The following is a 26664-nucleotide window of genomic DNA, read 5'->3' as shown; positions in this document are numbered from 1 at the left end:
AGTTCCCTGAGATGGATCAGTTACCTGCAAACTGCCAGATATCGCCGGAACGGATGGTCATGACCGGGCTGCGATACAGCAATGTCGTTCCGTCCGTGTCATAAATCGAGTACCGGCCGGTTTCGACCGAGTTGGACATGTGCAAAACGATCTTGTCGGGGCCGCGCGCACTCTCGATATCACCCCAGCGGGTTCGTTCGCTTTCAAAGATGACTTTCTTTTGCAGCCATGCAGCAAAGATTCTGTTTTCCGCCAAGGTTCCGCTAGCGCCAGCACCATACAACGCGCCATACAGACGCGATCCGTCGCTGACGAACCCCACCGAGGTGATGTAGCGGTCAGCTTGATCGTAATGAGTAAACAGTGTCTTCGCCGGCGCGAACTGACTGACGCTTTGCCCCGCGCTGTACCATATCCGGTCGTTATTCAAATGAAAACCGGCCAGATACTGCTTGGCAGGCCCATTGCCGAATGATTTGAAGTCATTAATGACCAAGTTATCGGCTGACGCTTTGCCCTGGTAGTAAAAGTTCTTACCGTCGGTACTGGCCGCGTACGGCACCCCCGAAAAATTCTTGAAATCGACGAAGTACAACAAATACGTACCATCGGCATGATAGAGCACGTTGCCGCCGTTGACATCGGCATTAGTCCAACCAGGATAGCCACTCATCCCGATCAATGCCGTCGCCGACGCTTGACTGGGCGACCAGTTGACACCGTTGGTCGAAGGCACGCACATCGTCCTGTTCAACGAATTGACGTCCTTTATCGAGGTGTAGCACATTCGCCACAGTCCTTCGCCAATCCGCAATGCGGACGGATTGTTGACGTGTAGGTAGCTCCCGCTATCAATCATCTTCTCATGCGGCGAAAGCGTATCGAAGTCTTCGGTGGTAACTATGGAGATGCGGTCGTGCCGATCTGTTGTACCGTCCCAGCCGCCAAAATAGATATTCCAAGTGCCGCCGTTTTTGACCACCGAAGGTGCGTAAATGTTTGCATCCCCGCCCGGCTTTGGCGCAATGAAGGGCCGACGGATATCAAAATTCCAGTTACCCAGCTTGGCGGGATCGTAAGCACCAGAGCCGACGTTGCGAATTTCGTTTACGTGGGACGCTCCGTTATTGCCGAGATAGCGTAACCCCTCGAATCCGCTGTCGTACCCTGCTGTCGCCTCGCCCATCTGGAAGACATAATTGCCAACGCCGTCGGTTCCGAGCGACTCGGCCACGACATGGATGCCGTTCGCTCGAACTTTCGACGGTAAAGGTAGAACAATCCAACCGTCCTGGTTTGTCACCGGGAAGTCGCTATAGCTAGACGCAAACTGCCAGGTGCTGCCATCCGACCAGTACAGCTTAAAGTCGGTCGGAAAGCCCAAGGCCGTCTGGGTATGGCGCGGCCTGAACTTGACGTAGTTGATGTCGTAGAAACCTCCGAACCAATAAGCAATCCATTCTTGATGGGCGGCGTCTGCATGCAGCGAACTGCTCCAGACCGTGTTGGCATCCCCATCGCCGAGGCGACTCGCTGGCCATAACTCGGATGAGGCATGGGCATCAGTCACGACGAGGTCACCGCTTTGTGCCATCGCGTATGCGGGCATCAGTGCGACCGCCGTGATGGCAGCCGACTTGAGAAACGTAGCGATAGAGAACCGCCCGTAGTTGGGTTCGAATCCTGGCATAGTCTTAGTCCTTTAATTGCGGCTCATGAAATAACCTGCACCACAGCCCGGCGATGCAGGCGGGCCTTAATCATTGCGCGTCCAGGTCTTCCAATCTGCGACGCAGCACGTCCAGGCGCAGGTCGGCGGACGCTCCGGGTGACACGCGCGCGGCCAGACTCGCTTCGGGATCGCCTTCGGCCCAGCGCGCCGGATCGGCCGCCTGCTTGTAGGCGTCGCGGAACGGCACGCCTTGACGAGCCAGGTCGACGGCGAGGTCGGTCGCGTACATCGACGGGTCGAGCGCCGCGCGCAAGTTGTCGGGCTTCCACTCCAGATTGCGCAGCAGATCCGGCAGCAGTTCGAGCGCGGCCAGGCCGCGGCCGAAGGCGTGGAAGATCGCGCCCTTGGAGAACTGCAGGTCGCGGTGATAGCCGGACGGCAACGACAGCAGATGCTCGATCTCCGAGCGTGCGGCGGCGACGCTGGCGTAGCTCGCGCGCATCAACTCGATCACGTCCGGGTTGCGCTTGTTCGGCATGATCGAGCTGCCGGTGGTGTACTCGGCCGGCAGCGCGACGAAGGCGAACTCGGCGGTGGTGAACAGGCTCAGGTCCCAGGCCAGGCGGCGCAGGTCGAGCACCGCGGTCGACAAGGCGTCGATCGCGCCGAGCTCGAACTTGCCGCGCGAGAGCTGCGCATACGCCGCCGACACCTGCAGGCGGCCGAAGCCGAGCGCCGTGGTGGTGTGGTCGCGCGCCAGCGGCAGGTTGACGCCGTAACCGGCGGCGCTGCCGAGCGGATTGGCGTCGACCCAATCGAGGGTCTGCTGCGCGCGCACGGCGTTGTCGATGAAGCCTTCGGCCCAGGCGCCCCACCACATGCCGGCCGAGGACACCACCGCGCGCTGCAGATGGGTATAGCCCGGCAACGGCAACTGCGCTTCGGCTTCGGCGCGGGCCAAGGCGACCTCGGCGGTCTCGCGGCAGAGCGCGTACAGATGCGACAGGCGATCCTTGAGCCAGAGCCGGGTCGCGACCAGGATCTGGTCGTTGCGGCTGCGGCCGGTGTGGATCTTGCGGCCGGCATCGCCGAGGCGTTCGATCAAACGGCCTTCGATCGCCGAATGGCCGTCCTCGAAACGTTCGTCGAGGACGAAGCGGCCGGCACGGAAGTCCTCGGCCAGCACGTCGAGTTCGCGAGTCAGGCCGGCCAGCTCGTCGGCGTTGAGGATGCCGATCTGCTGCAGGCCCTGCGCATGCGCGGCGCTGGCCTGGATGTCGAACAGGAAGAATTCGCGGTCGAGGATCACGTCCGCGCCGGCGAGGAAGTTCTGGATGCGCGCGTCGACCTTGACGCCGGGTTTTTGCCAAAGCAGATCGGACATGGGGGCGGCTCGCGGGGGGGGCTGGAGGTTGGTGTGGGGGTGAGGAGTGAGGAGTGAGGAGTGAGAAATGAGGAGCGAGGAACCAGGAACTGGGAACTGCAAGCAACGCTTTACTCGTTACTCTCTCCTGTTCACTCGTTCCTCGCTTCGATCCGCGCCGGCACGTCGGCCGGCGTCAGTTCGCTGCGTTCGCCGCTGGCGCGGCGCTTGAGTTCGACGATACCGCGATCCAGTCCGCGCCGGCCCACCACGACCTGCCAAGGCAGGCCGAGCAGGTCCATGCGCGCGAACTTGACCCCGGCGCGTTCTGGGGTGTCGTCGTGCAATACGTCGATGCCGCGCGCTTCGAGCTGCGCTTGCAGTTCGACGCAGGCGGCCTCTACTTGCGCATCGGCCGGATCGAGATTGACCAGGCCGACGCGGAACGGTGCGACCGCATCGGGCCAGACGATGCCGCTGTCGTCGTGGCCGGCCTCGATGATCGCGCCGAGCAGGCGCGACACGCCGATGCCGTAGGAGCCGCCGTGGATCGGCCGCTCGTCGCCCTCGGGCGTGGTCACCAGCGCCTTCATCGGTGCCGAGTATTTGGTGCCGAAGTAGAACACCTGCCCGACCTCGATGCCGCGGGTCTGCACGCGCTGTTCGGACGGCACCTCGCGCTCGAAGCGCTCGATGTCGTGGACGTCCTCGGTGGCGGCGTAACGCGCGGTCCAGGCCTGCACGATCGGTTCCAGGTCGCCTTCGTAATCGGTGTCGTCGCCGGGAATCGGCAGATCGAGCACGGCGCGGTCGCAATACACCGCCGACTCGCCGGTCTGCGCCAGCACCAGGAACTCGTGCGAGAGATCGCCGCCGATCGGGCCGGTCTCGGCGCGCATCGGGATCGCGCGGATGCCCATGCGGGCGAAGATGCGCAGATAGGCGACGAACATGCGCCGGTACGAGCGGCGCGCCGCGGCTTCGTCCAAGTCGAAGGAATAGGCGTCCTTCATCAAGAACTCGCGCCCGCGCATGACCCCGAAGCGCGGCCGTTGCTCGTCGCGGAACTTCCACTGCACGTGGTACAGGTTCATCGGCAGCGCGCGGTAGGACCGCACGTTGGCGCGGAAGATCGCGGTGATCATGTCCTCGTTGGTCGGCCCGTACAGCAGCTCGCGCTCGTGCCTGTCCTTGATGCGCAGCATCTCCGGGCCGTAGGCGTCGTAGCGGCCGCTCTCGCGCCACAGGTCGGCCAGTTGCAGGGTCGGCATCAGCAGTTCGAGCGCACCGGCGCGGTTCATCTCGTCGCGGACGATGGCCTCGATCTTGCGCAACACCCGCAGACCGGCCGGCAACCAGGAATAGATGCCGGCGGCTTCCTGGCGGATCAGCCCTGCGCGCAGCATCAAGCGATGCGAAGCGATCTGCGCGTCGGCGGGGTTTTCCTTCAATGTCGGCAACAGGTAACGCGACAGACGCATGGCGACCTACTCCTGGGTTTCGAACGACTCACCGACCACCAACCTACTTACCGTCCCGCTCCCCCCCTTTGGAAAAGGGGGGTTAGGGGGGATTTGCTCTTGCTCGACCAACGACAAAAACAACGGCAACAGCAAATCCCCCCTGCCCCCCTTTTCCAAAGGGGGGAACGGCTTGGGGTTACGGTTGCGGTCGCGACTCCACTTCGATGCCGGCCAGCTCGTCGAAACCGAATGCCAGGTTGAGGTTCTGCAAAGCCTGCGTCGCCGCGCCCTTGAGCAGGTTGTCCAGGGTCGATACCACCACCACGCGGCGGCCGTCCTCGGACATGCTGAAGCCGCCGATGTCGACGTGGTGCTTGCCGGCGATCGCGCTGACCCACGGCGCCTCTTCCTGCACCCGCACCATCGGCTCGCCGTCGTAATGGCGGTGGTAGTGCTCGACCAGTTCCTCGCGCTCGAAGCGGCGCGACAGATGCAGGTTGGAGGTGATGGTCAGGCCGCGGAAATGCGCGGCCACGTGCGGCATGAACTCGACCGGGTGGCCCAGGTGACGGGTGACTTCGCGCTCGTGCATGTGCCCGGTCAGTGCGTACGGCATCAGGTTGTCGCGCAGCTTGTCGGGGTCGTTCTTGTCCGACGGCGAAGTGCCCGCACCGGAATAACCCGACACGCCGAAGCACTGCACCGGGCCTTCCAGCACATTGAGCAACGGCGCGATCGCCAACTGCATCGCGCTGGCGTAGCAACCCGGATTGCTGATCCGGCGCTGGCCGTGGTACTGGCCGCGGGTCAGCTCCGGCAGGCCGTAGTACCAGTGGTCGTCGAAGCGGTAATCCGCCGACAAGTCGATCAGCACCGGTTCGGCGCCGACCGCGTCGAAGGCGGCGACGCACTGCGCGGCCTTGCCGTTCGGCAGGGCCAGCACGATCGCGTCGGCACCCAGGCTGGGCAGTTCCTCATGGCTCGGCGAGCTGTAGCGCAGCTCGCCGCCTTTCGCGGCGTATTCGGGAATGTGGTCGGCGACCGGTTGCCCGACCAGCTCGCGCGAGGACACGAAGGCCAGCTCGAACTGCGGATGCGCGGCGATCAGCCGGATCAGGTCGGCGCCGACATGGCCGCGCGCGCCGACGATGCCTAGGGTCTTAGCCATGGGTCTTGCCTCCGGAAGCGTGCTGTTCGAGCTTGTACTGCAGATTGCGTTTCACCGCCGGCCACTCGTTGTCGATGATCGAGAACGCGACGGTGTCGCGGCGGCTGCCGTCGGCATGGCGGCGATGATTGCGCAGCACGCCGTCCTGCTTGGCGCCGAGGCGGGCGATCGCGGTGCGCGAAGCCAGGTTGAACCAACTGGTCTCGAAGCCCACCGCGATGCAGTCCAGCGACTCGAAGGCATGCCCGAGCAGCAGCAGTTTGGCTTCGGTGTTCAGGCCGGTGCGCTGCACGCGCGGCGCGTAGAAGGTGTAACCGATCTGCACCCGCGGCACGCTCGCGTCCATGTCGTAGTAACGGGTGCTGCCGACCACCTCGCCGGCCGCATCGAGCACCGCATAGGCCCAGGCCGTGCCCTTGCCCTGCATCGCCAGGGCCGCATCGACATAGGCCTCGACGGCTTCGGGCGCAGGCACGTTGGTGTACCAGGCGCGCGCCAGTTCGCCGTCGGCCAGGGCCGTGCGCAGGCCGTCGGCATGCGCGTAGCTCAGCGGTTCGAGCGTCACGTGCTCGCCGCTCAAACGGATCGTCCTACGCCAGGCGGCGGCGGTGTGGTCCTCGCTCATGGGTTCAGTCCTGCAGGGTCGGGTCGCGCTCGGAAGAGAACGCCACGCATTCGGCGATTTCGTCGAAACCGTTCATGCCGTACCAGAACACCTTCCACTTCTCCTGCTTGTAGCAGCCGTCGGACTCGGCGTAATAGAACGGATTGACCGGGTTGCCGTGGCGCGAGCGCCAGAACAGGCTCGGGTTCTGTTCGCGCATGACCTGCCACACGGCGCGGCCGAGGCCTTCGCCCTGGGCGTCGTCGAGCACGGCGAACTTATCCAGATAGGTGTGGCCGCCGCCGTCGATCAGGATCACCGCGGCGCGGTAGTTCTCGCTGACGTAGGCGCGCTTGAGCGTGGTGCGCTCGAAGTAGTCGCCGACCAGTTTGCGCCCGAACGCGGACTCGATCAGGCTGCGCAACCGCACCAGGTCGAGCTGGTCCCAACGCTCGGCCTGCAGCACGCGCTCGCCACGCCGCACCAGGGTGCCCGAACCCTTGTGGGTGAACAGTTCCTTGGCCAGTTCGGCCGGTTTGGTGATCGACACCGACGAAGTCAGCGGCAATTTGTCGAGCAAATCCTTGATCTGCTCGATCTTGACCCGCATGCCGCCGTTGATCCACGGCTGCTGGATCAGGTGCTCGTACTCGGTCGACAGATTGATCGAGTCGATGACCCGGCCGTTGTCGTCGAGCAGGCCGCCGGTGCCGGTCAGGAACACGATCTTGTACGGCTGCAGCACCTGCACCAGCTCGTTGGCGGCGAAATCGGCGTTGACGTTGAGGATCTGGCCGCCGGCGGTTTCGCCGAGGCTGGCGATCACCGGGATCGAGCCGGCCTGCAGGCTGGCTTCGATCGGCGCCAGATTGATCGCGCGCACTTCGCCGACCAGGCCATAGGTGTCGCGGTCGAGGTAGTCGGCCTCGAACACGCCGGAGATGATCGAAGTCGCGCGCGCGTCGCCGGTCTGCAAGGCTTCGACCAGCTTGAGGTTCTGCGCCTGGAACACGCGGCGCACGATCGCCAGCGCTTCCGGCGAGGTCACGCGCAGGCCGTTGACGGTCTGCTTCTCGATGCCGGCCGCGGCCAGTTCGGTGTCGAGCTGCGGGCCGGCGCCGTGGATCACGATCGGGGTCAGGCCGACGTCCTGCAGGAAGGCCAGCGACGAGGTCAGCGCGGTGAGATCGTCGCGCAACACCGCGCCGCCGACCTTGACCACGGCGAAGCGCTTGGCGTCGAGCTGGGAAAAACGTTTGAGGTACTGCGAGATCTCCTTCGCGCTGGCCATGCTCGAAAGCAGGCGCACGATGGTCTGTCGCGTTTGCAGGTGGGCGTCCATCGAAATGCTCATTGCGCGTTGTTGTCCATGATGCGGGCGACGCTGTCGGCGTAACGTTGCAGTTGTTCCAGGGCGACCCACTCGTCGGCGGTGTGGGCCTGGGCGATGTCGCCGGGGCCGTACACCATCGCGGTCAGACCGCCGGCCGAGAACAGCGAGGCCTCGGTCCAGAAATCCACCGCGTTGCCGATCGGCAGGTCGAGTGCGTCGGCAAGGTCGCGCGCTTCCAGGCGCCGTTGCTCGGCGGTGGCGACGTCGCCGGCCGGCAGCGAGGGGCCGCGGAAGGTTTCTTCGTAACTCTCGATGGCGCTGGCGTCGGCCATGCCGCGGAAGCCCTCGTGCAGGCCGTCGATCGATTGCGACGGCAACGGCCGGAAGCCGAAGCGCAGCTCGGCGCTCGGCGCGATCATATTGGCCTTGATGCCGCCTTCGACCCGGCCGATGTTGAAGCGTAGGCCGGTCAGGCCGCCGAAGCGCTGGTGCGACTGCGACTCGACGAAGTCCAGGGCCTTGCCGCCCCAGCGGATCGCCTGGTGCAAGGCGCTGGTCTGCATCGCGTTCGCACCGGAAGCGTGGCCGGCGACGCCGCGGAACTTCAGCAGCACCGAGCTGATGCCGCGATGGGCGAGCACCGCTTCGCACATCGTCGGCTCGGCGATGATGGCTTCGTCGAAACCGTGATCGGTGGCGAGGAAACCGGCGATGCAGCGCGGGTCGTTGGCTTCTTCGTCGGTGCTGAACAAGAACGCGGCATCACCCCTCGTCGTCGCGGCGGCCGCGAGCAGACCGGCGGCCGCGCCCTTGATGTCGCAGGCGCCCAGGCCGATCGCACGGTCCTCGGTGACACGCAAGGTATGCGGATCGGCGCTCCAGGCCTGCGACGACGGCACCGTGTCGAGATGGACGTTGAACAGACGCCGCGGTTGCCCGCGCACGGCCAGCATCGACACCGCCCCGGCGCCGTGATCGACGACTTCGATACGGAAGCCGTCGAGCTGACTGCGCAAGTAATCGAAGATGCCGCCGGTGCCGATCTCGCGCGGCGGATTGCGGGTGTCGAAGGACACCAGGGCCTGCAGGTGCTTCAGGACTTCGGGGAGCATGATTGGGCTCGAGTCTTTCGCTTGGGTGGCGGACGAGGAGTGAGGAGTGAGGAGTGAGGAGTGAGAAGTGAGAAGTGAGAAGTGAGGAGAGGTTAAGTTCGCTTTCGCTCACTCCTCACTCCTCTCCACTCACTCCTGGCAAGAGCATCAGCCCTTGCGGTTGATCTCCGCCCACAGCGTGCTGCTCATACCGAACAACTTGATGAAGCCCTCGGCCTCGGCCACGCCCCAGTCGGCGGCCTGGGCGTAGGTCGCGCCCTTGGCGTTGAGGATGTGCGCCGAGTTGATCGCCACCGCGTTGACCACGCCGCCCGAGGTTTCCAGCACCACTTCGCCGTTGACCGTGCTCTGCGAGCTGGCCAGGAAGGCTTCGAGATCGGTCTTCAGCGGGTCGTGGAAGAAGCCTTCATAGACCAGTTCGACCCACTTGCGCGCCACGTCCGGCTTGAAACGGTTCTGCTGCTTGCTCAGCACCGCCTCTTCCAGCGCGCGATGCGCGGTCAACAGCGCGATCAGGCCCGGCGCCTCGAAAATGATCCGGCCCTTGAGGCCGATGGTGGTGTCGCCGGTATACAGGCCGCGGCCAACGCCATAGGGCGCAAAAAGCCCGTTGAGCTTAGCGAGCAAAACATGGCCTGCGGTGGCCTCTCCGTTCAGTGCGACAGCCTCACCGTTTTTGAACGTCAACTTCACCGACAAGGTTTCGCTCGGCCATTCCGCACGCGGCTTGCACCAGCCCACCGCGCCCTCGCCCGGCGCCTGCCAGCGGTCGATCTCGCCGCCGGACATGGTCAGGCCGAGCAGGTTCTCGTTGATCGTGTAGGCCTTCTGCTTGGCGCGCACGCCGAAGCCGCGCTCTTCCAGGTACTTCTGCTCGTAGGCGCGCACTTCGGTGTGTTCTTTCTGGATTTCGCGGATCGGCGCGACGATCTCGTAATCGCCGAGCGCCTTCACCGCCAGGTCGAAACGCACCTGGTCGTTGCCCATGCCGGTGCAACCGTGGGCGATGACCTTGCAGCCCAGCTCGGCGGCGCGCGCGAGCGCGGCCTCGACGATCAGGTAACGGTCCGACACCAGCAGCGGGTACTGGCCCTGGTAGCCCTCGCCGGCCCAGACGAAGGGCTTGACGAAGCCCGACCAGATCGCCGGGCCGCCGTCGACGGTGACGTGGCTGGCGACGCCGAGTTCGGCCGCGCGCTGCTCGATGAAAGCGCGCTCTTCGGCATCGACGCCGCCGGTGTCGGCGAACACGGTGTGCACGGCCCAGCCGCGCTCCTGCAGGTAAGGCACGCAGAAGCTGGTGTCGAGGCCGCCGGAGAAGGCCAGCACGATATTGCGATCAGTCATGGGGGTTTCCGGGGAGAGAAGTGAGTGAAAAGGAAAAGGAGTGAGGAGTGAGCAAGAGCGGGAGCGCGGGAGGGAGGACGAGCGAGCAGGAGCCCTGCTCACTCCTCACTCCTCTCCACTCACTCCTAGATCAGGGCGGCCATGATCGCCTTCTGCACGTGCAGGCGGTTTTCGGCTTCGTCGATGGCGATGCACTGCGGCGAATCCATCACCGCGTCGGTGGCCTTGACGTTGCGGCGCAGCGGCAGGCAGTGGCTGAAGACGCCGTTGTTGGTCAGCGCCATCTTGGCTTCGTCGACGATGAAGTGCTGGTACTGGTCGCGGATGGGCTTTTCCGGGCCCCAGTTGCCGAAGTACGGCAGTGCGCCCCAGCTCTTGGCGTAGACCACGTCGGCGCCGCGGTAGGCGCTTTCGATGTCGTGGCTGACCTGCAGCGAACCGCCGCTTTCGGCCACGTTCTGCTCGGCCCAGCCCATGTAGCGCTCGTCGAGCACGTACTCCGGGGTCGGGCACAGCAGGGTCACGTCCATGCCCATGCGTGTGGCGATGGTCAGGGCCGAGTTGGCGACCGCGGTGTTGAGCGGCTTGGGGTGATAGGTCCAGGTCAGCACGTACTTCTTGCCGCGCAGGTCGCTGGTGCCGAAGTGCTCCTGCAGGGCCAGCGCGTGGGCGAGCTCCTGGCAGGGATGGGTGATGGTTTCCATGTTGATGACCGGCACCGGCGAGTACTTGGCGAAGCTCGCCAACACCTTGTCCTGGCGGTCGTTGGCCCAGTCGACGAACTTCGGGAACGCGCGCACGCCGATCAGGTCGACGTAGCGGCCGAGCACCTTGGCCACTTCGGCGATGTGCTCCTCGGTGTCGCCGTCCATCACCGTGCCCAGCTCGAACTCGATCGGCCAGGCGTCCTTGCCGGGCTGCAGGACCACGGCATGGCCTCCGAGCTGGAACGCGCCGAGCTCGAAGCTGGTGCGCGTGCGCATCGACGGATTGAAGAACACCAGCGCGATCGACTTGCCCTTGAGGTGGTCGCCGAGCTTGCTGCGCTTGAACGCGGCGGCCTGCGCCAGCAGCGCATCGAGGTCGGCGCGCGACCAGTCCTGGGTGTTGAGGAAATGCTTCATTGGTCAGCTCGAGAATGGGGAATCGGGAATGAGGAATCGGTTAGAGCGGTTGCGCTGTGGCCGGCAGTCGCGAGAGGAGACGGATAACGGCGTACTGCTCTGCCATTCCCGATTCCCCATTCCCGATTCCCGACCCGAAAAACAAAAAAGCCCAGCGCTAAGGCTGGGCTTTTCGTGTGTGGTGCTTGTTACACGAACGACGGCGAGCGCCGTCACCCAGCTGATTGGCAGGGCAACGGTCGACGCGCGCGCGAGGTCATGCCCGCCGCCATGTAGGCGGAGGTCAGGATGTCGGCGTCGGCGTAGTTCGGGTTCATGAGGCCGCGAATGCTCGCATGGGCAGGCCCGGGGCGCAAGCCGGCCAAGCCAGGTCAGGCCCGCTCCAGGCCGGTCGGGATCAGCGCGAAGTGCTGATCGGGGTGATGATCGGGGTCACCGCGACCCGGATCCGCAGCTTGTTGCCGGGGTCTTCGGGCAGGCGCGAGCGGAACCGGCTGCCCTTGTAGACGTAGTCGACGTCGTAGGCGATCGGGCGGCGGAACTCGCGCTCGACCGGCACCGGCTTGCAGTTGTCGCCGGTGCTGGGCTTGGGATTGCGCTCGCGGCCGAGGGCTTCGCGGACCGCGCCGACTACCCGCGACAGGCGCGAATCCTCGGGGGTGGGCGGCTCCGGCTCGCACTGCTGCTCGACCGTGGTGGCGCGCAGGGTCTGGTAGACCGGCGTCACCTTCAGCACCTGGGCGTAGTCGAATCGCACGTTTTCGGCCTGGATGACCGTGTGCTGGGCCGCCGCCGGGATCGTCCACAGGCCAGCCAGGGCGCTGGCGAGCACCAGGATCGAAGCCTGCAGGACGGTTCGGTTCATCGGGCTCGCGGAGTGGGATTCGTAAACAAAGTGTAAGAGCAGTGTCCGCTCACGGCCTGAATCCCGCCTTTAGACCTTGAGCCTGCGAGCTCTCGGCGCGGTGCCGGCGCCGCTTCGGAGGCCGGAAGCCGGCCGGATTGCGCACCGGGCCCGCGCCGTCGCGCCCGAATCCTCGCCCTGCCCCTGCCACTTGCCCGCCGTTCGCACCGGCACCGCCGCGTCGAACCGCGAAGCGGATCGGCCGCATCGCCGGCCCGGATCGCCGCGGCGCGCACCGCGAGGGTCATCGGCCGTTAGAATGAACCGACCCCAAGCCGTATCTCCATGAGCCTGCATCTCTACAACAGCCTGTCGCGACAGGTCGAAGCCTTCGTCCCGCTGGATCCGGCACGCCCGACGATGTACGTCTGCGGCCCCACGGTCTACAACTTCGCGCATATCGGCAACGCCCGCGGCCCGGTCGTGTTCGGCGTGCTCGCCGACCTGCTGCGCCGTCGCTACGGCGTGCTGGCCTACGCGCGCAACATCACCGACGTCGACGACAAGATCAACGCCGCGGCCGCCGAACAGGGCGTGCCGATCTCGACCATCACCGACCGCTTCGCCGCCGCCTACCGCGAGGACATGTCCGGCCTCGGCGTGCGCCTGCCTGAGATCGAGCCGGCCGCGACCGCGCACATCGGCGAAATCGTGACGATGATCGAGCGCCTGATCGAAAACGGTCACGCCTACGCCGCCGAAGGCCACGTGCTGTTCTCGATCGAGACCTACGACGGCTACGGCAAGCTTTCGCGCCGCGACATCGACGACATGCGCGCCGGCGCCCGCATCGAGGTCGCGCCGTACAAGCGCGACGCCGGCGACTTCGTCTTGTGGAAGCCCTCGACCGGCGACCTGCCGGGCTGGGACTCGCCCTGGGGCCGAGGCCGCCCGGGCTGGCATATCGAGTGCTCGGCGATGGCCGCCGCGCACCTGGGCGAAACCATCGACATCCATGCCGGCGGCGTCGACCTGGTGTTTCCGCACCACGAGAACGAAATCGCCCAGAGCGAATGCGCCCACGGCGGCAAGACCTTCGCCCGCTTCTGGCTGCACAACGGCATGCTCAATTTCGACGGCGGCAAGATGGCCAAGTCGAAGGGCAACATCGAGACCGTGCGCGACCTGCTCGGCAAGCATCCGGCCGAAGCGCTGCGCTATGCCCTGCTGTCGGCGCACTACCGCCAGCCGCTGGAATGGTCGCCGGGCCTGATCGAACAAAGCGCGCGCACCCTGGACCGTCTGTACGGCACCTTGCGCGAGCTGGCCGAGGTCGACGCCGGCGCCGTTGCGATCCCGGCCAGCATCGAGGCCGCGCTCGAGGACGACCTCAACACCCCGCAGGCGCTGGCCGAACTGGCGCGCATCGCCGGCGAAGCGCGCAAGGCCACCGACCCGGCCGAACAGGCTCAGCTCAAGCGCGACCTGCTCGGCGCCGGCCTGGCCCTGGGCCTGCTGCAGCAAGACCCGGCGGCGTGGTTCGTCGGCGCGGTCGATGCCGACGACGACGCCCGCATCCAGGACCTGGTCGACGAGCGCAACGCGGCCAAGAAAGCGCGCGATTTCGCCCGCGCCGACGCGATCCGCGACCAACTCGCCGGCGAAGGCATCCTGCTCGAGGACACGCCGGCCGGCGTGCGCTGGGTCAGGAAGCGCGCCACCCAGCCGGCCTGAGGCCGGTCGCGGCGACCACCGCTGCGCTTGTGCACGCCCGGCCGGCAACGGCCGCGGCGCACGCCCCGAATACCGCGCCAGGGACGGCCGCCTACCGTGATGAATCGATGATAGTCAGTCCCTTCCCGCTCGAACCCACCGCCGCGCAAGCGCAGGCCGCGATCCGCGAAGAATTCGCCTTCTTCGGCGACTGGTCCGAGCGTTACCAGTACCTGATCGACCTCGGCCGCAAGCTGCCCGACCTGCCGGACGAGTGGAAGACCGAACAGCATCGCCTGCTCGGTTGCCAGTCGATGGTCTGGATCGTGGTCGAAGGCGACGCCGACAAGCTCGTGTTCCATGCGATCAGCGACTCGGCCATCGTCTCCGGCCTGATCTACCTGGCCCTGCGTGTGTACTCGGGTCGCAGCGCGACCGAGATCGTCGCCACCCAGGCCGACTACATCGCCGACATCGGCCTGGCCAAGCACCTCTCGCCGACCCGCAGCAACGGCCTGGCGGCCTTGCTCGCCTTCGTCCGCGACCAGGCGCAACGCCGGCTGTGAGCACCGACGCCGACCGCCCCGCTGCCGTCGGCACCGGCTCACGCGACGCTGCCACTACCGTTCAAACCTCCGCCGCTCCAGCGATAGGCGCCGCGCAACTGCTGCGCAACCCCGGCTTCGTCGGCCTGCTGGTGTATCGCTTGCTGGGCATGCTGTCGTACCAGATCGTCGCGGTCACGGTCGGCTGGCATGTCTACGAAATCACCCACGACCCGCTCGCGCTCGGCCTGATCGGCCTGACCGAGGTCATCCCCTACTTCTGCTTCGCCCTGTTCGCAGGCTATGCGGTCGATCACCTGCCACGGCGCAAGCTCGGCCTGTTCGCCTGCCTCGGCTTGTTGTTGACGACGCTGATGCTGGCCGGCGTCGCCAGCGGCCATCTGCCGACCGGCGCGTTCGGTTTCGGCACTTTGACCATCTATGCGGCGATCGCCATCAACGGCGTGGTCCGCGCCTTCCTGGCGCCGGTCTACATGTCGTTGTTCGCGCGCGTGCTCAAGCGCGAGCACTACGCGCGCGGCGCCGGCGTCAGCAGCGTGGTCATGCAGACCGGACTGGTGCTCGGCCCGGCGATGGGCGGCGCGCTGGTGGCTTGGGGCGGCAAGACCTCCGCGTATCTGGTCGCGGCCGGTTTCGCCCTGGCCGCGGCGGTCGCGATCATTTCCCTGCGCGTGACCGAACCGCCGGCGCCGGCCGAACGCGCGCCGGTGTTCAAGAGCATCGGCGAAGGCCTGCGCTTCGTCTTCAATAATCAGGTGGTGCTCGGCGCGCAGGCGCTGGACATGTTCTCGGTGTTGTTCGGCGGCGCGGTGGCGCTGCTGCCGGCCTTCATCAACGACATCCTGCATTACGGCCCGGAGGCCCTCGGCGTGCTGCGCGCGGCGCCGGCCGCCGGCGCGGTGCTGATCGGGCTGTGGCTGGCGAAACATCCGCCGCAGAAGAACGCCGGCCGCTTGCTGCTGTACGCGGTGGCCGGGTTCGGCGTGTGCATCATCGGCTTCGCCCTGTCGCGGCAGTTCTGGCTGTCGGCGGCGATGCTGATGCTGTCGGGCATGTGCGACGGCGTTTCGGTGGTGCTGCGCTCGACCATCCTGCAGTTGTCCACGCCCGACGAAATGCGCGGCCGGGTCTCGTCGATCAACGGCATCTTCATCGGCTCGTCGAACGAGCTCGGCGCCTTCGAATCGGGCCTGGCGGCGCGCCTGTTGGGCCTGGTGCCGTCGGTGATCTTCGGCGGCTGCATGACCCTGGCGGTGGTCGGCGCGACCGCGAAACTGGCGCCGAAGCTGCGCCGGCTGGACCTGCGCGACCTGCAATGAGGCCGCGCCGCGGCCGGATCAGCGGCCGGATCAATCGCTGCGCAGTCTGACCCGGCGACGCTCCGCTTCCGAATGTTCCGCCGCGTCGGCGCGCGGCGCCGGCTTGCGCACGGCCGCCGCGATCGCGGCGACCAGGGCGATCAGGCCGTTCAAGGCCACCGCCGCGACCGCCACCAGCACGTCGCCATAGCTGCCGGCGGCGCTGGGCTCGGCATCGAGATTGGCCAACTGCCATACGCCCACTCCGATCAGGGGCGAACCGACCAGCAGGTTGAGCACGAACAAGGCCGGGCCGGCCACGCGGTCGAAGCGGTAGGACAGCCGCCACAGCACGAGGTTGAGGCCGATGATCAGCACCGGTGCGGCCAGTAACAGCAAATCGTCCATGAAGGGTGGCTGGGTTGTGCGGGTACGGACACGGTATCACCGCATCGGGGTGCCGGTAGCCGCCGGCGGCTAAGCCGGCGATGCCGCAGGCGACATGCCGCGCAGGCGCTCCATGCCGGCCCGGCATCGCTCGGCGTAGTCCGGGTCGGCGGCGATCTCGTCGAGAATCGCGATCTCCTGCGCCCGCGCCGCCGCCTGCAGCGAAACGAACGCATCGAGCAACCCGGCAAAGTGCGGCGGCGAATTGAGTATCCGGGTGTGCAACAAGGCGCACCACTCCGGCGCCCGCTGCCGCAGCGTCGCCAGGTTTTGCGCCAGCGCAGCGAAATACCGGTCCGAGGCAAAGCTTTCGACGGCGTGAACGACGCCGAAGATCACCTCATGGAATTCGCAATCGTCGTCGAGCAGGCCGAGCAAGACAGGGATCAAGGCCTCGTCCTCGGCGCGATACGCCTCGGCGATCAAGGCGTCGAAGCGCGCCACATTGGTGTCGTCGACCGGCCCGAAGGCGAGCAGGTCGCGGCGGATCTCGGAGGTGGGGCGCATCGTGCATCGCTCCTGGGCAACTCGTGGTGGGTGCGTCGTACCGGGGTCGATCCGGCACAGCGTGCCCGGCCCGGCCTGCATCGTAGCGGCGCGGCCGCAAACGAAAAGCCCCGCTTTCGCGGGGCCTTTCGTGATGCGGGACGAAGCGACGGTTCAGTCGCCCATCTGCTTCTGCAGATGTTCCCAACGCTCCTGGGCGTCGATGGTGCGCTCGGCGGTCAGGCGCGCCTCCAGGCGCTCCAGGCCGATTTCTTCGCCGGTGTCGACGCAGAAACCGTAGTCGCCGGAATCCACGCGCTTGAGGGTGCTGTCGATTTTGCTGATCAGCTTGCGGTAACGGTCGCGGGTGCGAAGCTCGAGCGAGTTTTCGGTCTCGCGGGTGGCGCGCTCGGCCTCGTCGCCGACATCGCGCACTTCGTCCTTGAGGTTCTCGATGGTCTGCTTCGACTCTTCGACCAGGTCGGTGCGCCACTGCAACAGACGCTGGCGGAAGTACTCCAGCTGCAGCGGGCTCATGTATTCCTCGTCCGACGCCGGCTTGTAGCCTTCCGGCACGAGCGGACGACCGGTGGCGGGGTCGTTCTTGTAGGGCACGACCTTGACCTTGGTTTTCGGGGCGGGGGTTTGTTGGCTCTTGGCGGTCACGGCCACGGCGACCTTGCCGGCCGGGCGCGGAGCCGGAGCGGCGGCGGTTGTCGCAGGCTTGCCCGCGGGAGTTTTGCTGGATGCTGTCTGGGTCACTGTGTTCTTGCTTTGGTCGGAGATGCTGACGACCTGCGCCGGGGCGACCTTGGAGGACGGCGGCGACGCGGGCTGCTTGTCGGCAGGCTTGGCTGCGGGCTTCACAGCTTCGGGCTTTTTCACTTCAGTTTTCTTAAGCTCGGGCTTCTTTGCTCCGCTGTCCTTGCTTGCCGCGGATTTATTGGCCGGTGCGGGCACCGCCTTCTTCGCCGGAACCGCCGGCTTGGCGGCCGGCTTCTTCGCGGCCGGAGCCTTGGCAGGCGCCGTCTTCTTCGCGGGCGCGGCCTTCTTGGCCGCCGGTTTGCTCGGCGTGGCTTTCTTGACTGCTGCCGTCTTGGTCGCCGCGGGCTTGCTCGCAGGCTTCTTGGCCGCGGGCGTCTTGACCGCAGGCTTCTTGGCGACCGCCTTCTTCGGCGCAGGCTTGGCCACGGGTTTGGCCACCTTCTTAGCGGCCGGCTTGACGGTCTTCTTGGCGGCCTTGGCGGCCTTCTTCGCAGGTTTTTTCACTGCCACGAGCGGCTTGTCCTTCTATTCCCTGAGGGCGCCCCTGGACGCCGTCCAGGAGCTTCGCGGGCCAAGCATGACCCACCCGGTCATCAAATGCACATGCGTTCGACGACCGCAAGTGAAATCCGACATTACGCCGGTTTTCGCCCGGTCCGAGCAAACTTGGCGGCTTCGCTTCCACGCCGCACGGACCTTCGTCTTGCACTTGCCTTGTTTGGGGAAAGCGCGCTGTTATACCCTGCTGCGGCACCCGCGGCAACCGCGCGAAATACCCGGCCAAACGCAGTGCCCGCGGGTCTATCCAGCGCCCCGGCCCTGCCTTAGTCCCTACCGTTGCCGGCATGAAGGAAACGTGATCGACCGCCTGCTCATCGCCCTGCTTCATGGCTACAAACGTTGGATCAGTCCGATGTTAGGCCAGCGCTGCCGTTTCTATCCCAGTTGCTCGTCGTACTCGATGCAGGCCATCGAGCGCTTCGGCGCACTCAAGGGCAGCTGGCTCACGGTCCGGCGCATCGCGCGCTGCCATCCCCTGCACCCCGGCGGGCACGATCCGGTGCCGCCCCTGGAACCTGGAAAGCACTCATGTCATCGACACTGATCGTCAACGCCCGCCTGGTCAACGAAGGACGCGAGTACGACGGCGACCTGCGCATCGAGGACGGCCGCATCGCCCAGATCGGCAGCGGCCTGGCCGCGCGCGGCAACGAAACCGTGGTCGACGCCCGGGGCCGGCGCCTGCTGCCGGGCATGATCGACGACCAGGTTCACTTCCGTGAACCGGGCCTGGAGTACAAGGCCGACATGGCGACCGAGTCGGCCGCGGCGGTCGCCGGCGGCCTGACCACGTTCATGGACATGCCCAACACCAATCCCCCGACCCTGGATGCGCAGGCGCTGGAGGACAAATACCGCCGCGCCGCCGGTCGCGCCTGGGGCAACTACGGCTTCTACCTGGGCGCCAGCAACGACAACCTGGCCGCGATCCAGACCCTGGACCCGCGCACGGCGCCCGGTGTGAAAGTGTTCATGGGCGCTTCGACCGGCAACATGTTGGTCGACGACCCGGTCACCCTCGACGCGATCTTCCGCGACGTGCCGACGCCGATCATCACCCACTGCGAAGACACGCCGATGATCGACGCCGAACTGGCGCGCTACAAGGCACAGTACGGCGACGACATCCCGGCCCGCTTCCATCCCGACATCCGCTCGCGCGAGGCCTGCAAGAAATCCACCGAACTGGCGATCTCGCTGGCGCGCCGGCACGGCACCCGCCTGCACGTGCTGCACATCAGCACCGCCGACGAGCTGGCGCTGTTCGAAGCCGGCCCGATCGAAGGCAAGCGCATCACCGCCGAGACCTGCATCCATTTCCTGCGCTTCGACCGCGACGACTACGAGAAGCTCGGCCACCTGATCAAGTGCAATCCGGCGATCAAGGACCCGGCCGACCGCGAGGCGCTGATCCGCGCGGTCGCCGGCGACGTCATCGACGTGCTCGCCACCGACCACGCCCCGCACACCCTGGAAGAAAAAGCCCGCCCCTACACCGGCGCGCCGAGCGGCCTGCCCTTGGTGCAGTTCGCGCTCAATGCCGCGCTGGAACTGGTCCACGAAGGCCATTTGACCACCGCCCAGGTGGTCGACAAATTCGCCCACGCGCCGGCCAAGCTGTTCGACGTCGACCGGCGCGGCTTCCTGCGCGAGGGCTATGCCGCCGACCTGGTGCTGATCGACGACACGCCCTACACGGTGCAGCGCGAGGACGTGCTGTCCAAGTGCGGTTGGTCGCCGTTCGAGGGCCGCACCTTCCATTCGCGCATCGCCTCGACCTGGGTCAATGGCGTGTTGGCCTGGGACGGCAGCGCCCTGGTCGGCGCACCGAACGGACAGCGCCTGGCGTTCAATCGATGAGGGCAGTGCTCGCGGGCTCGATGCTGGTCGCGGCGTGGCTGGCCCCGGTGGCCTTCGCCGGTGCGCAAACCGCTCCGGTCGCGGCGCCGGCGCGCGCGCCGGCCGACACCCGCATCGTGTTTCCGCCGGCGGTGCAGCAAGGCGCGCTGGTGATCGGCAAGGTCCCGGCCGGCAGCGTCGTGCGCTACGGCGAGCGCGTTCTGCGCACGACCGGCTACGGCACGGTGGTGTTCGGCGTCGGCCGCGAGGCCAGCGGGACGGTGGCCGTGCAGGTCGAGACCGCGCCGGGTCGCGCCGAAACCGTACGCATCGCGGTGACGCCGCGCGACTTCCCGACCGAATACATCCAGGGCGTGCCGCCCAAGACCGTCAACCCGCCGCCGGAGATCGCCGCGCGCATCGAGCGCGAGCAGGCCGAAGTCACCGCCGCGCGCGCGCGCGACGACGACCGCGCCGATTTCGCCCAGCCCTTCGTCTGGCCGGTGCGCGGCCGCATCAGCGGCCGTTTCGGCAACCAGCGCGTCTACAACGGCCAGAAAGGTTCCGGCCATTCCGGCATGGACATCGCCGCGCCGACCGGCACCGCGATCGCGGCGCCGGCCGCCGGCGTAGTCACCTTCGCCAAGCCCGGCCTGTACCTGACCGGCGGCACCGTGCTGCTCGACCATGGCCACGGCGTCAGCTCGAACTTCCTGCACCTGTCGCGCATCGACGTCAAAGTCGGCGACCGCGTCGCCCAGGGCCAGACCCTCGGCGCGGTCGGCGCGACCGGACGCGCGACCGGCCCACACCTGCACTGGGGCATGAACTGGTTCGACGTGCGGGTCGACCCGCTGCTGGTGTTGGAACGCGGGCAAGCGACCCAGGCGGCGAAAGCGCCGACGCCGTAAGAGCTATCTGGCGCTCAAGTGGCGCCGGGCGCCGAATACAGGCGACCGAGCGGCTCGTAGGAAGGCGAGCGTTCCAGCTCGCACAGGCGCAGCCACTTCGGATTCGGTTGGCGCGGCCCCGCCGCGAGCAGGCCGGCGCCGGTCGAGATCAGGCCGAGCCGCGAACGCGCCGCGGTCGCCGCGATGTAGAAATCGCCGTCGTCGACGCCCGCGTCGCCGTCGAACGACGGCAACAGGCGGCGTTCCTCGGGCAACCACGGTGCGATCTGCAGCCACAACGCCGGCCAGTCGATCTGCGGAAACGGCGCGGCGCGCGCCGCCATCGGGGTCAGCTGCGGCGCCAGGCGCCCAGGCGGCTGCACCGGGTTCTCGGCGAAGCACCGATAAACGAATTCGCTCGCGGTCATCGCATCGGCGCCGGCGCGGGCGACGCGCTGCAAGGCTTCGTACAGCACCCGGCGCAAGGCCGGTTGCGGCGGCAGCTCGCGCTCGCGCACCGCCGCGAGCACGCCGAGCGCGCGCAAAGGGTCGCCGGCATAGTTCGGCCGGCGCAAGGACAAGGCATGCGCCAGCACGGCGATGCGGTCGTTGTCCTGCAAGTCCTCGCCCTGCCCCGACAAGGGGCGGCGCACGTCCACCGCGACCACATCGGCTGCGCCCAGGCGTTCGTCCAGGGCCGGCTCGACCACGCCGCCGGCGCCGAAATCGATCACGCAACCGGCGCGGCCGACCAACAGCACATGGTCGTAGTCGCTGTCGCCGAACCAGGTGGTCAACGTCGCCAGCTCGTTACGGCTGCGCATCAGCAGCAGGTCGCCGGTGCGCAACTGCGCCGCCGAGACCGTGGCCGGGCTCGCGCCGTCCGGCGGGTTCATGACACGACCTCGCGTTCGGGCGCGACGCTGTGGCCGGTGACGCGGTCGCGCCCGGCCGACTTGCTCGCATACAAGGCGGCGTCGGCGCGTTCGAGCAACTGCTCCGGGGTTTCGCCGGTGCGCAGCTCGGCCACGCCGAGACTCAGGCTGACCGGCAACAGGCGGCCGTCGATCGACAGCGGGCTGCCGCTGACCGATTCGCGCAGATGCTCGGCGACCCGGATCGCGTCGCGCAGATAAGTGTCGGCCAACACCACCAGCACTTCGTCGCCGCCGTAACGGCCGAACAGGTCGTAGGCGCGCAAACGATTGCGGGTGCGCAGCGAAACGATGCGCAGGGTTTCGTCGCCGACGCGGTGGCCGTGTTCGTCGTTGATGCGCTTGAAGTGGTCGATGTCGAAGAACACCACCGACAAGGGCCGGTGCGAACGGTGCGCGCTCTCGACCGCGCCGCGCAGGCTTTGCGAGATCGCCGCGCGCGTCATCGCCCCGGTCAGGCTGTCGTAGGTAGCCAGGCGATTGGCGGTGTCGCGGTCGCGCCGCAGCTGCTGCAGTTTCGAGGTCAGGCCGAGCAACAGGCCGAGCCCGCCGAAGGCCAGACCGACCGGGAAGGAATATTCCAGCCAGGCGTACTCCGGCCACCACTCGTGATTGGCGCCGACCAGGACCACCAGCAGCACCATCAACGGCGACCACGCCAGCAGCAGGAAATACGCCTCGCGCTGGCGCCGCCAGATCGCCACCACGGTGCAGTACAGCACCAGCGCGATCACCAGCAGCAGGTTGAGATTGCCGAACAGCGCGCTGTGCTTCCAGGTCCGGAACAAGGACACCAGCAGCAGCGCGCCGAGCGAGACGCTGCAGTAATCGAGGATGCGCGCGACCTTCGGCTGGGTCGTGCGCAGGCCGAGGAAGAAGATCAAGAAGCGAATGCTGGCGAGCACCGCCGCGGTATTGAGCACGACGTTGGTGCGCCCGTCCGGGGCGATCTCGTCGAGCCAAGGAATTGCGCGCATCTCGCCGCCGTCGGCGGTCAGGGTCAGGATCTGCAGGACCAGGGTCAGGCCGAGGTAGGCATAGCCGCGCTCGCGCAGACCGGCCCAGAAACCGAACGCGAGCACCGCCGCCACCCCCATCGCGGTCAGCACCACGCTGCGCAGGCCGACGTGCAGCATGTCCTCGCGCTGGACCTTCGCCAACGGCTGGATCGTCACCTTGGACGGCAGCACGTCGACCGTCAACACGCGCAGGTACAGCGAGTCGCCGCGGCGCAGGCCCTTCGGCAAGGGAAAGACGATGAACCGGGTGGAATGGCTGAAGTCGGTGTCGGGCCCGTAGATCGAACGCCGCAGCGGCACCGCGTCGCCCGGGCGCCACAGTTCGATCTCGCGGCGATAGGGCCGGCTGATCACCAACTGCGGCGCATCGGATTCGGCGACGTCCTGGTCGGCCGTCACCCGCCACCACACCGGCTGGCGCCGCGGCGCCGAAATCTGGTTGCCGGCGATGCTTACGAACTCGCGATCGAATTCGCCCCCGAGTATCCGCGCCGGCACCGGGTCCTGGCCCAGGCGGGACAGACTCAGCGACGGCGACGCATAGGAGGCGCGGCCCGGCGAAGCCAGGCCCAAGGATTGCGCCGACACGATCGTCGCCACCCACATTCCCAGCAGCACCAACAGGGTCTGCCAGGCTCGACGCGAGGGTTTCCCCATGCCCCTTCCGGTCACAAGTCTGGTGAACCGAGCATAGCCCATGGGCCTCGCGCTCCGGGGGAGGGGGCCGTCACGGTTTGGGCCTCGAATCTGTGCACTCGCACACGCCTCCATGCATTGCCGCAGCGATCCTGCCGCGGCCTGGAGGAGATGCTACACGTCCGTTACGTCGCCGCGATGCCGACTATCCGTAGGACATCGCCGCGTCGCAGCGTCAGTCGCGGGCGCCCTGCCCGGTGACCCGGGCGACGGCGTCGTGCGCGTGCAGGCTTTCGAAGTGGGCGATCTGCGCGTCGAAACGTTCGATGCGCTTGTCGTGCGACAAGGCGGCGGCGACACGGCGCGCGGCGTCTTCGCAGAACATCAGGTTTTCGGCGTTGAGACGGGCGAAGGCTTGCTCGTCCTCGCGCTTGACCGCGGTCTGCACCGGCGTGCCGAGGGCGTGTTCGATCGCGTCGATCAGGGCCACCAGCGGGACTTCGTCGAAAGCCGGACGCAGTTCGACGCGGACGTCGGCGCGGCTGCGCTGGGCGTGCGGTGTCGCCGCCAGGCCGCGTTCGGACGCCAGCCAATCGCTGACCACCGCGGTCGACAGCGGATGGGCGGCGGCGAAGTCGTCGGCGAAGCGTTCGGCGTTGAGCTGGCGCGACAGCGCCGCCGAGGCCGGACAGGTGCTGGAGTACTCGACCGCGAAACGCAGGCCCAGGTGCAAGTGACCGTCGAGCAGGCGCGCGTCGATCTCGACCGGGTAGCGCTTCCAGCCGGCGTTGTGGCTGGCGAGCGCCGGACGCAGAAGCAACTGCTCGTAGCGCAGGACCAGGCGCGCGGCGCTGGAAATGCCGCCCTGGCCGTCGACCAGGCTCTGCAGCACGCGGCGCAGGCCGGCCGGGGTCACCGTCTCGCTGGCGAAGGCGTTCTGCAGATGCAGGTACATGCGCGACATGTGGATGCCGCGTGCGTCGGCATCGCGCAGATTCACCGAGACGTCGACCGAGGCCGCGACCTGGATGGAACTGCCGTCGGCTGCGGCGATCCGCAGCGGCAAGGCGATGTTGGACATCCCGACCCAATCGAGCGGTCGCGCCGCGGCGGCGGCGTCGAAGGCGACATCGGGCAGGACGGGCTTGAGTGCGGAGGGGGTCTTGGGAGGATTCACGACGGCAGACATGGGGGCGCGTGGGGGGAACGCAACGCCGTCATTCTAGCCGCAGGGGGCCGGGCGCCCCCTGCCCGGCCCTGCAACGGTCAGTTGCGGGCGCCGCGCCAGGCCGCCAGCAAGGCCGTCCACGGCGACAGCGGCCGGGCCGCGTCGCCACGTTGCAGGCGGGTATGGGCCAGGGCCGTCCACAAGCGCCGCGGCACGGTCGAGCCGCCGCGGGCCGGCCACTGGGCCAGCAGTTCGCGGCTCCATTCGGCCGCCGCGCCCTCGCCCGGACGCGCCATGCTGCGCGCGACCACGCTCAGCGGCACCGCCGCGTCGCCCTGCAGGACCAGTCGCGCTTCCAGCAGCGAGGACAGGATCGGTGCCACCGCCGCTTCGGCCAACTGCCCCGGTACCGGCCCGAACAGGGCCAGGTCGATGGCGCCGATGGCCTCGGCCAGCGGGGTCAAGGCCTCGAAGGCCTCGTTACGGTCGCCCGGGCGTTCGCGGCTCTCGCGCAGCGACGGCAGCATCACCGCCAGCGCCTTCCACGGCGCCGCTTGCCGCTGCAGGGCCAAACCGAGCGGGTGCCGGCGACGGCCCTGGCTCCAGCCCTGCAGTTCTTCGATCCACCAGCCGAGCTTGGCTTCGCCGGGCGCGGCATCGCTGCCGCCCCAGGCGGCATCGGTCAGTTCCTGCTGCAGGCTGGCCCAGGCCACCGCGGTGCCGCGCTGGGCGCGCGGCACGAACACTTCGGCCACCGACCATTCCGGCCAGCGCGCGCGCCACTTGCCGGTGAAGTCTTCCAGCGCGTCGTCGCGTTCGGCGGCGGCCGCTGCGGTCATCGCGTCGCCGGCCATGCGCCTGGCTCGCTCAAACTCGAAGGCAGCTCGACCAGCACGTCGCCCTGCCAGGCGATCGGGTCGTCCTCGGCCAGGCGATAGCCCCACAGCGCCACCACCGAGGCCATGCCGGCGGCGCGCGCGGCGACGATGTCGCGCTCGTCGTCGCCGACGTAGATGCAATCGCCGGGGCGCATGCCGATCAATTCGGCGGCATGGGTCAGCGGCAGCGGATCGGGCTTGCGCACCGCCAGGGTGTCGCCGCCGATCAGCACCGCGCAGCGCGTCTGCCAACCGAGCAACGGGATCAGCTTGCGCGCGAGGTATTCGGGTTTGTTGGTGACGATGCCCCAGACGCAGCCGGCCGCTTCCAGCGCCGCCAGCATCGGCTCGACGCCCTCGAACGGTGCGCCGTGCAGGCCGAGTTCGTTTTCGTACAGGTCGAGAAATTCCTGCACCCAGCCGTCGCGCTGGCCGGCGTCGATATCGGGAAAGGCCGCGCCGATCATGGCCCGCGAACCCTTCGACACGTGCGGACGCAAAAGGTCGAGGCTGATCGGGTCGCGACCGCGATCGGCGCGCATGCGGTTGGCGACGGCCAGCATGTCCGGCGCGCTGTCGAGCAAGGTGCCGTCGAGATCGAACAGCACCGCCTTCGGAAAGGCGCGTGCGTCGGCCTGGCCGAGCGAAGCGACGGTCATGCGTCGAGCTCCGGCTTCAGCGCACAAGCCAGGTAGTTGACGTCGGTGCGCGAGATCACCCGCGCCGCGTTGCGCCAGGGCTCGTACATCAGGCCGCTGACGTCCTCCATCCGCAGGCCGGCCTCGCGCAACCAGGCGGCGAGTTCGGACGGCTTGATGAAGTCGCGGTACTGGTGGGTGCCCTTGGGCAGCACCCGCGCCACGTATTCGGCGCCGACGATGGCCAGCGCGAACGCCGCCGGGGTGCGGTTGAGGGTCGACAGGAACAGGCGTCCGCCGGGCTTGAGCAGGCGCGCGCAGGCGCGCACGACCGCGGCCGGATCGGGCACGTGTTCGAGCATCTCCATGCAGGTGATCGCATCGAAGCGGCCCGGCATTTCCTCGGCCAGGCTCTCGGCCGGCTGCAAGCGGTAGTCGATGGCGACGCCGGTCTCCAGGCGATGCAGCTTGGCGACCTTGATCAGTTCCGGCGCCAGATCGATCGCGGTGACCTGCGCGCCGGCCGCGGCCAGGGCTTCGCTGAGCAGACCGCCGCCGCAACCGACGTCGAGCACCTGCGCATCGCGCAGATTCGCGCGCTGGGCGACGTAGCCCAGGCGCGCCGGGTTGAGTGCGTGCAAGGCCTTTTGCGGGCCTTCCGGGTCCCACCAGCGATTGGCCAGGGCGCCGAACTTGTCGAGTTCGGCCTGGCTGAAATTATCGTGCTCGGCCGCGGTGCTTGCGCCGTCGGACGCGTCGGAGGGAGTGTGCGGTATGGAATTGGCTGCGCTCATG

Annotated in this window: 25 protein-coding genes; 6 read left to right on the top strand and 19 right to left on the bottom strand. The window is 67.4% G+C overall.

The window, feature by feature from the left end; all coding sequences use genetic code 11:
• Positions 1–16: 16 nt before the first annotated feature.
• The 10 genes from LC490_RS14550 to LC490_RS14505 form a co-directional block, all read right to left on the bottom strand.
• Positions 17–1690, bottom strand: a complete 1674-nt coding sequence (locus tag LC490_RS14550; RefSeq protein ID WP_223620624.1) for a discoidin domain-containing protein — start codon at positions 1688–1690, stop codon at positions 17–19.
• A gap of 70 nt (positions 1691–1760) precedes the next feature.
• Positions 1761–3056: an argininosuccinate lyase gene (gene argH / locus LC490_RS14545; protein WP_223620623.1), complete on the bottom strand. Its 1296-nt coding sequence runs from the start codon at positions 3054–3056 to the stop codon at positions 1761–1763.
• 131 nt (positions 3057–3187) lie between these two features.
• On the bottom strand, positions 3188–4516 hold the full coding sequence (proS, locus tag LC490_RS14540; RefSeq protein ID WP_223620622.1) for a proline--tRNA ligase: 1329 nt from the start codon (positions 4514–4516) through the stop codon (positions 3188–3190).
• Between the two features lie 178 nt (positions 4517–4694).
• Entirely contained in the window at positions 4695–5666 is a 972-nt protein-coding gene (argC, locus tag LC490_RS14535) for an N-acetyl-gamma-glutamyl-phosphate reductase (RefSeq protein WP_223620621.1), read from the bottom strand.
• On the bottom strand, positions 5659–6291 hold the full coding sequence (locus LC490_RS14530; RefSeq protein ID WP_223620620.1) for a GNAT family N-acetyltransferase: 633 nt from the start codon (positions 6289–6291) through the stop codon (positions 5659–5661). The genes argC and LC490_RS14530 overlap by 8 nt, the downstream gene beginning before the upstream one ends.
• Positions 6292–6295: 4 nt before the next feature.
• Complete coding sequence (locus tag LC490_RS14525; protein WP_223620619.1) at positions 6296–7624, bottom strand: acetylglutamate kinase; 1329 nt, start codon at positions 7622–7624, stop codon at positions 6296–6298.
• On the bottom strand, positions 7621–8715 hold the full coding sequence (locus LC490_RS14520) for an acetylornithine deacetylase (protein ID WP_223620618.1): 1095 nt from the start codon (positions 8713–8715) through the stop codon (positions 7621–7623). The genes LC490_RS14525 and LC490_RS14520 overlap by 4 nt, the downstream gene beginning before the upstream one ends.
• Before the next feature lie 147 nt (positions 8716–8862).
• Positions 8863–10062 (bottom strand): argininosuccinate synthase, encoded by a 1200-nt coding sequence (locus LC490_RS14515; RefSeq protein WP_223620617.1) that lies wholly within the window; start codon positions 10060–10062, stop codon positions 8863–8865.
• Positions 10063–10187: 125 nt separating this feature from the next.
• On the bottom strand, positions 10188–11186 hold the full coding sequence (locus tag LC490_RS14510; protein ID WP_031370534.1) for an N-acetylornithine carbamoyltransferase: 999 nt from the start codon (positions 11184–11186) through the stop codon (positions 10188–10190).
• A 397-nt stretch (positions 11187–11583) separates the two neighbouring features.
• The gene (locus tag LC490_RS14505) at positions 11584–12051 is read right to left on the bottom strand and encodes a hypothetical protein (protein WP_031370535.1); all 468 of its coding nucleotides are present in this window, start codon (positions 12049–12051) and stop codon (positions 11584–11586) included.
• Between the two features lie 324 nt (positions 12052–12375).
• Here LC490_RS14505 and cysS point away from each other — a divergent pair, with 324 nt between their 5' ends.
• The 3 genes from cysS to LC490_RS14490 all read left to right on the top strand — a co-directional run bounded on the left by cysS (position 12376) and on the right by LC490_RS14490 (position 15628).
• Positions 12376–13764 (top strand): cysteine--tRNA ligase, encoded by a 1389-nt coding sequence (gene cysS / locus LC490_RS14500; RefSeq protein WP_223620616.1) that lies wholly within the window; start codon positions 12376–12378, stop codon positions 13762–13764.
• A 107-nt stretch (positions 13765–13871) separates the two neighbouring features.
• Positions 13872–14309 carry a SufE family protein gene (locus tag LC490_RS14495; protein WP_223620615.1) on the top strand — a complete coding sequence of 146 codons (438 nt, stop codon included), beginning with the start codon at positions 13872–13874 and terminating at the stop codon, positions 14307–14309.
• Positions 14310–14392: 83 nt separating this feature from the next.
• The gene (locus LC490_RS14490) at positions 14393–15628 is read left to right on the top strand and encodes an MFS transporter (RefSeq protein WP_223620693.1); all 1236 of its coding nucleotides are present in this window, start codon (positions 14393–14395) and stop codon (positions 15626–15628) included.
• A gap of 30 nt (positions 15629–15658) precedes the next feature.
• Here the strand turns inward: LC490_RS14490 and LC490_RS14485 are convergent, their stop codons facing one another.
• From LC490_RS14485 to dksA, 3 genes are all read right to left on the bottom strand, one after another.
• Positions 15659–16015: a hypothetical protein gene (locus LC490_RS14485; RefSeq protein ID WP_223620614.1), complete on the bottom strand. Its 357-nt coding sequence runs from the start codon at positions 16013–16015 to the stop codon at positions 15659–15661.
• 69 nt (positions 16016–16084) lie between these two features.
• Complete coding sequence (locus LC490_RS14480; RefSeq protein ID WP_223620613.1) at positions 16085–16642, bottom strand: Imm30 family immunity protein; 558 nt, start codon at positions 16640–16642, stop codon at positions 16085–16087.
• A gap of 72 nt (positions 16643–16714) precedes the next feature.
• Positions 16715–17815 carry an RNA polymerase-binding protein DksA gene (gene dksA / locus LC490_RS14475; protein ID WP_081930581.1) on the bottom strand — a complete coding sequence of 367 codons (1101 nt, stop codon included), beginning with the start codon at positions 17813–17815 and terminating at the stop codon, positions 16715–16717.
• A 403-nt stretch (positions 17816–18218) separates the two neighbouring features.
• Here dksA and yidD point away from each other — a divergent pair, with 403 nt between their 5' ends.
• From yidD to LC490_RS14460, 3 genes are read left to right on the top strand one after another with little or no spacing between them, the layout of a single operon-like run.
• Positions 18219–18410, top strand: coding sequence for a membrane protein insertion efficiency factor YidD (yidD, locus tag LC490_RS14470; protein ID WP_235186185.1), 192 nt, complete (start codon positions 18219–18221; stop codon positions 18408–18410).
• Complete coding sequence (locus LC490_RS14465) at positions 18395–19726, top strand: dihydroorotase (protein ID WP_057972797.1); 1332 nt, start codon at positions 18395–18397, stop codon at positions 19724–19726. The genes yidD and LC490_RS14465 overlap by 16 nt, the downstream gene beginning before the upstream one ends.
• Positions 19723–20616, top strand: a complete 894-nt coding sequence (locus LC490_RS14460; protein ID WP_223620612.1) for a M23 family metallopeptidase — start codon at positions 19723–19725, stop codon at positions 20614–20616. Before LC490_RS14465 ends, LC490_RS14460 begins: the two co-directional genes overlap by 4 nt.
• A 14-nt stretch (positions 20617–20630) precedes the next feature.
• Here the strand turns inward: LC490_RS14460 and LC490_RS14455 are convergent, their stop codons facing one another.
• The 6 genes from LC490_RS14455 to ubiG form a co-directional block, all read right to left on the bottom strand.
• Positions 20631–21491 (bottom strand): hypothetical protein, encoded by an 861-nt coding sequence (locus LC490_RS14455; RefSeq protein ID WP_223620611.1) that lies wholly within the window; start codon positions 21489–21491, stop codon positions 20631–20633.
• Complete coding sequence (locus LC490_RS14450) at positions 21488–23206, bottom strand: GGDEF domain-containing protein (RefSeq protein WP_161786071.1); 1719 nt, start codon at positions 23204–23206, stop codon at positions 21488–21490. The genes LC490_RS14455 and LC490_RS14450 overlap by 4 nt, the downstream gene beginning before the upstream one ends.
• A gap of 214 nt (positions 23207–23420) precedes the next feature.
• Entirely contained in the window at positions 23421–24374 is a 954-nt protein-coding gene (gene folE2, locus LC490_RS14445) for a GTP cyclohydrolase FolE2 (RefSeq protein WP_031370547.1), read from the bottom strand.
• A gap of 77 nt (positions 24375–24451) precedes the next feature.
• A complete protein-coding gene (locus tag LC490_RS14440; RefSeq protein ID WP_223620610.1) occupies positions 24452–25207 on the bottom strand; it encodes a phytoene/squalene synthase family protein in 756 nt (251 codons plus the stop codon).
• Complete coding sequence (locus tag LC490_RS14435; RefSeq protein ID WP_223620609.1) at positions 25189–25890, bottom strand: phosphoglycolate phosphatase; 702 nt, start codon at positions 25888–25890, stop codon at positions 25189–25191. The genes LC490_RS14440 and LC490_RS14435 overlap by 19 nt, the downstream gene beginning before the upstream one ends.
• On the bottom strand, positions 25887–26663 hold the full coding sequence (ubiG, locus tag LC490_RS14430; protein ID WP_223620608.1) for a bifunctional 2-polyprenyl-6-hydroxyphenol methylase/3-demethylubiquinol 3-O-methyltransferase UbiG: 777 nt from the start codon (positions 26661–26663) through the stop codon (positions 25887–25889). Before ubiG ends, LC490_RS14435 begins: the two co-directional genes overlap by 4 nt.
• Position 26664: the final 1 nt, after the last annotated feature.

This window comes from Lysobacter sp. ESA13C (assembly GCF_019970005.1).
In the GTDB taxonomy this organism is placed as follows: domain Bacteria; phylum Pseudomonadota; class Gammaproteobacteria; order Xanthomonadales; family Xanthomonadaceae; genus Lysobacter; species Lysobacter antibioticus_B.
Note: the sequence above shows the minus strand (reverse complement) of the source record. Positions and strands in the feature narration are given on the sequence as shown.

Excerpts from the sequence above, each read along its gene's own strand:
- LC490_RS14520 (WP_223620618.1), bottom strand. The coding sequence starts at position 8,715 with ATGCTCCCCGAAGTCCTGAAGCACCTGCAGGCCCTGGTGTCCTTCGAC.
- LC490_RS14510 (WP_031370534.1), bottom strand. The coding sequence starts at position 11,186 with ATGAAGCATTTCCTCAACACCCAGGACTGGTCGCGCGCCGACCTCGAT.
- folE2 (WP_031370547.1), bottom strand. The coding sequence starts at position 24,374 with ATGTCTGCCGTCGTGAATCCTCCCAAGACCCCCTCCGCACTCAAGCCC.
- LC490_RS14505 (WP_031370535.1), bottom strand. The coding sequence starts at position 12,051 with ATGAACCGAACCGTCCTGCAGGCTTCGATCCTGGTGCTCGCCAGCGCC.
- ubiG (WP_223620608.1), bottom strand. The coding sequence starts at position 26,663 with ATGAGCGCAGCCAATTCCATACCGCACACTCCCTCCGACGCGTCCGAC.
- yidD (WP_235186185.1), top strand. The coding sequence starts at position 18,219 with ATGTTAGGCCAGCGCTGCCGTTTCTATCCCAGTTGCTCGTCGTACTCG.
- LC490_RS14515 (WP_223620617.1), bottom strand. The coding sequence starts at position 10,062 with ATGACTGATCGCAATATCGTGCTGGCCTTCTCCGGCGGCCTCGACACC.
- LC490_RS14450 (WP_161786071.1), bottom strand. The coding sequence starts at position 23,206 with ATGGGGAAACCCTCGCGTCGAGCCTGGCAGACCCTGTTGGTGCTGCTG.
- LC490_RS14460 (WP_223620612.1), top strand. The coding sequence starts at position 19,723 with ATGAGGGCAGTGCTCGCGGGCTCGATGCTGGTCGCGGCGTGGCTGGCC.
- LC490_RS14480 (WP_223620613.1), bottom strand. The coding sequence starts at position 16,642 with ATGCAGGCCGGGCCGGGCACGCTGTGCCGGATCGACCCCGGTACGACG.
- LC490_RS14525 (WP_223620619.1), bottom strand. The coding sequence starts at position 7,624 with ATGAGCATTTCGATGGACGCCCACCTGCAAACGCGACAGACCATCGTG.
- argC (WP_223620621.1), bottom strand. The coding sequence starts at position 5,666 with ATGGCTAAGACCCTAGGCATCGTCGGCGCGCGCGGCCATGTCGGCGCC.
- LC490_RS14455 (WP_223620611.1), bottom strand. The coding sequence starts at position 21,491 with ATGAACCCGCCGGACGGCGCGAGCCCGGCCACGGTCTCGGCGGCGCAG.
- LC490_RS14440 (WP_223620610.1), bottom strand. The coding sequence starts at position 25,207 with ATGGCCGGCGACGCGATGACCGCAGCGGCCGCCGCCGAACGCGACGAC.
- cysS (WP_223620616.1), top strand. The coding sequence starts at position 12,376 with ATGAGCCTGCATCTCTACAACAGCCTGTCGCGACAGGTCGAAGCCTTC.
- LC490_RS14495 (WP_223620615.1), top strand. The coding sequence starts at position 13,872 with ATGATAGTCAGTCCCTTCCCGCTCGAACCCACCGCCGCGCAAGCGCAG.
- LC490_RS14465 (WP_057972797.1), top strand. The coding sequence starts at position 18,395 with ATGTCATCGACACTGATCGTCAACGCCCGCCTGGTCAACGAAGGACGC.
- LC490_RS14435 (WP_223620609.1), bottom strand. The coding sequence starts at position 25,890 with ATGACCGTCGCTTCGCTCGGCCAGGCCGACGCACGCGCCTTTCCGAAG.
- LC490_RS14530 (WP_223620620.1), bottom strand. The coding sequence starts at position 6,291 with ATGAGCGAGGACCACACCGCCGCCGCCTGGCGTAGGACGATCCGTTTG.
- LC490_RS14485 (WP_223620614.1), bottom strand. The coding sequence starts at position 16,015 with ATGGACGATTTGCTGTTACTGGCCGCACCGGTGCTGATCATCGGCCTC.
- LC490_RS14550 (WP_223620624.1), bottom strand. The coding sequence starts at position 1,690 with ATGCCAGGATTCGAACCCAACTACGGGCGGTTCTCTATCGCTACGTTT.
- argH (WP_223620623.1), bottom strand. The coding sequence starts at position 3,056 with ATGTCCGATCTGCTTTGGCAAAAACCCGGCGTCAAGGTCGACGCGCGC.
- proS (WP_223620622.1), bottom strand. The coding sequence starts at position 4,516 with ATGCGTCTGTCGCGTTACCTGTTGCCGACATTGAAGGAAAACCCCGCC.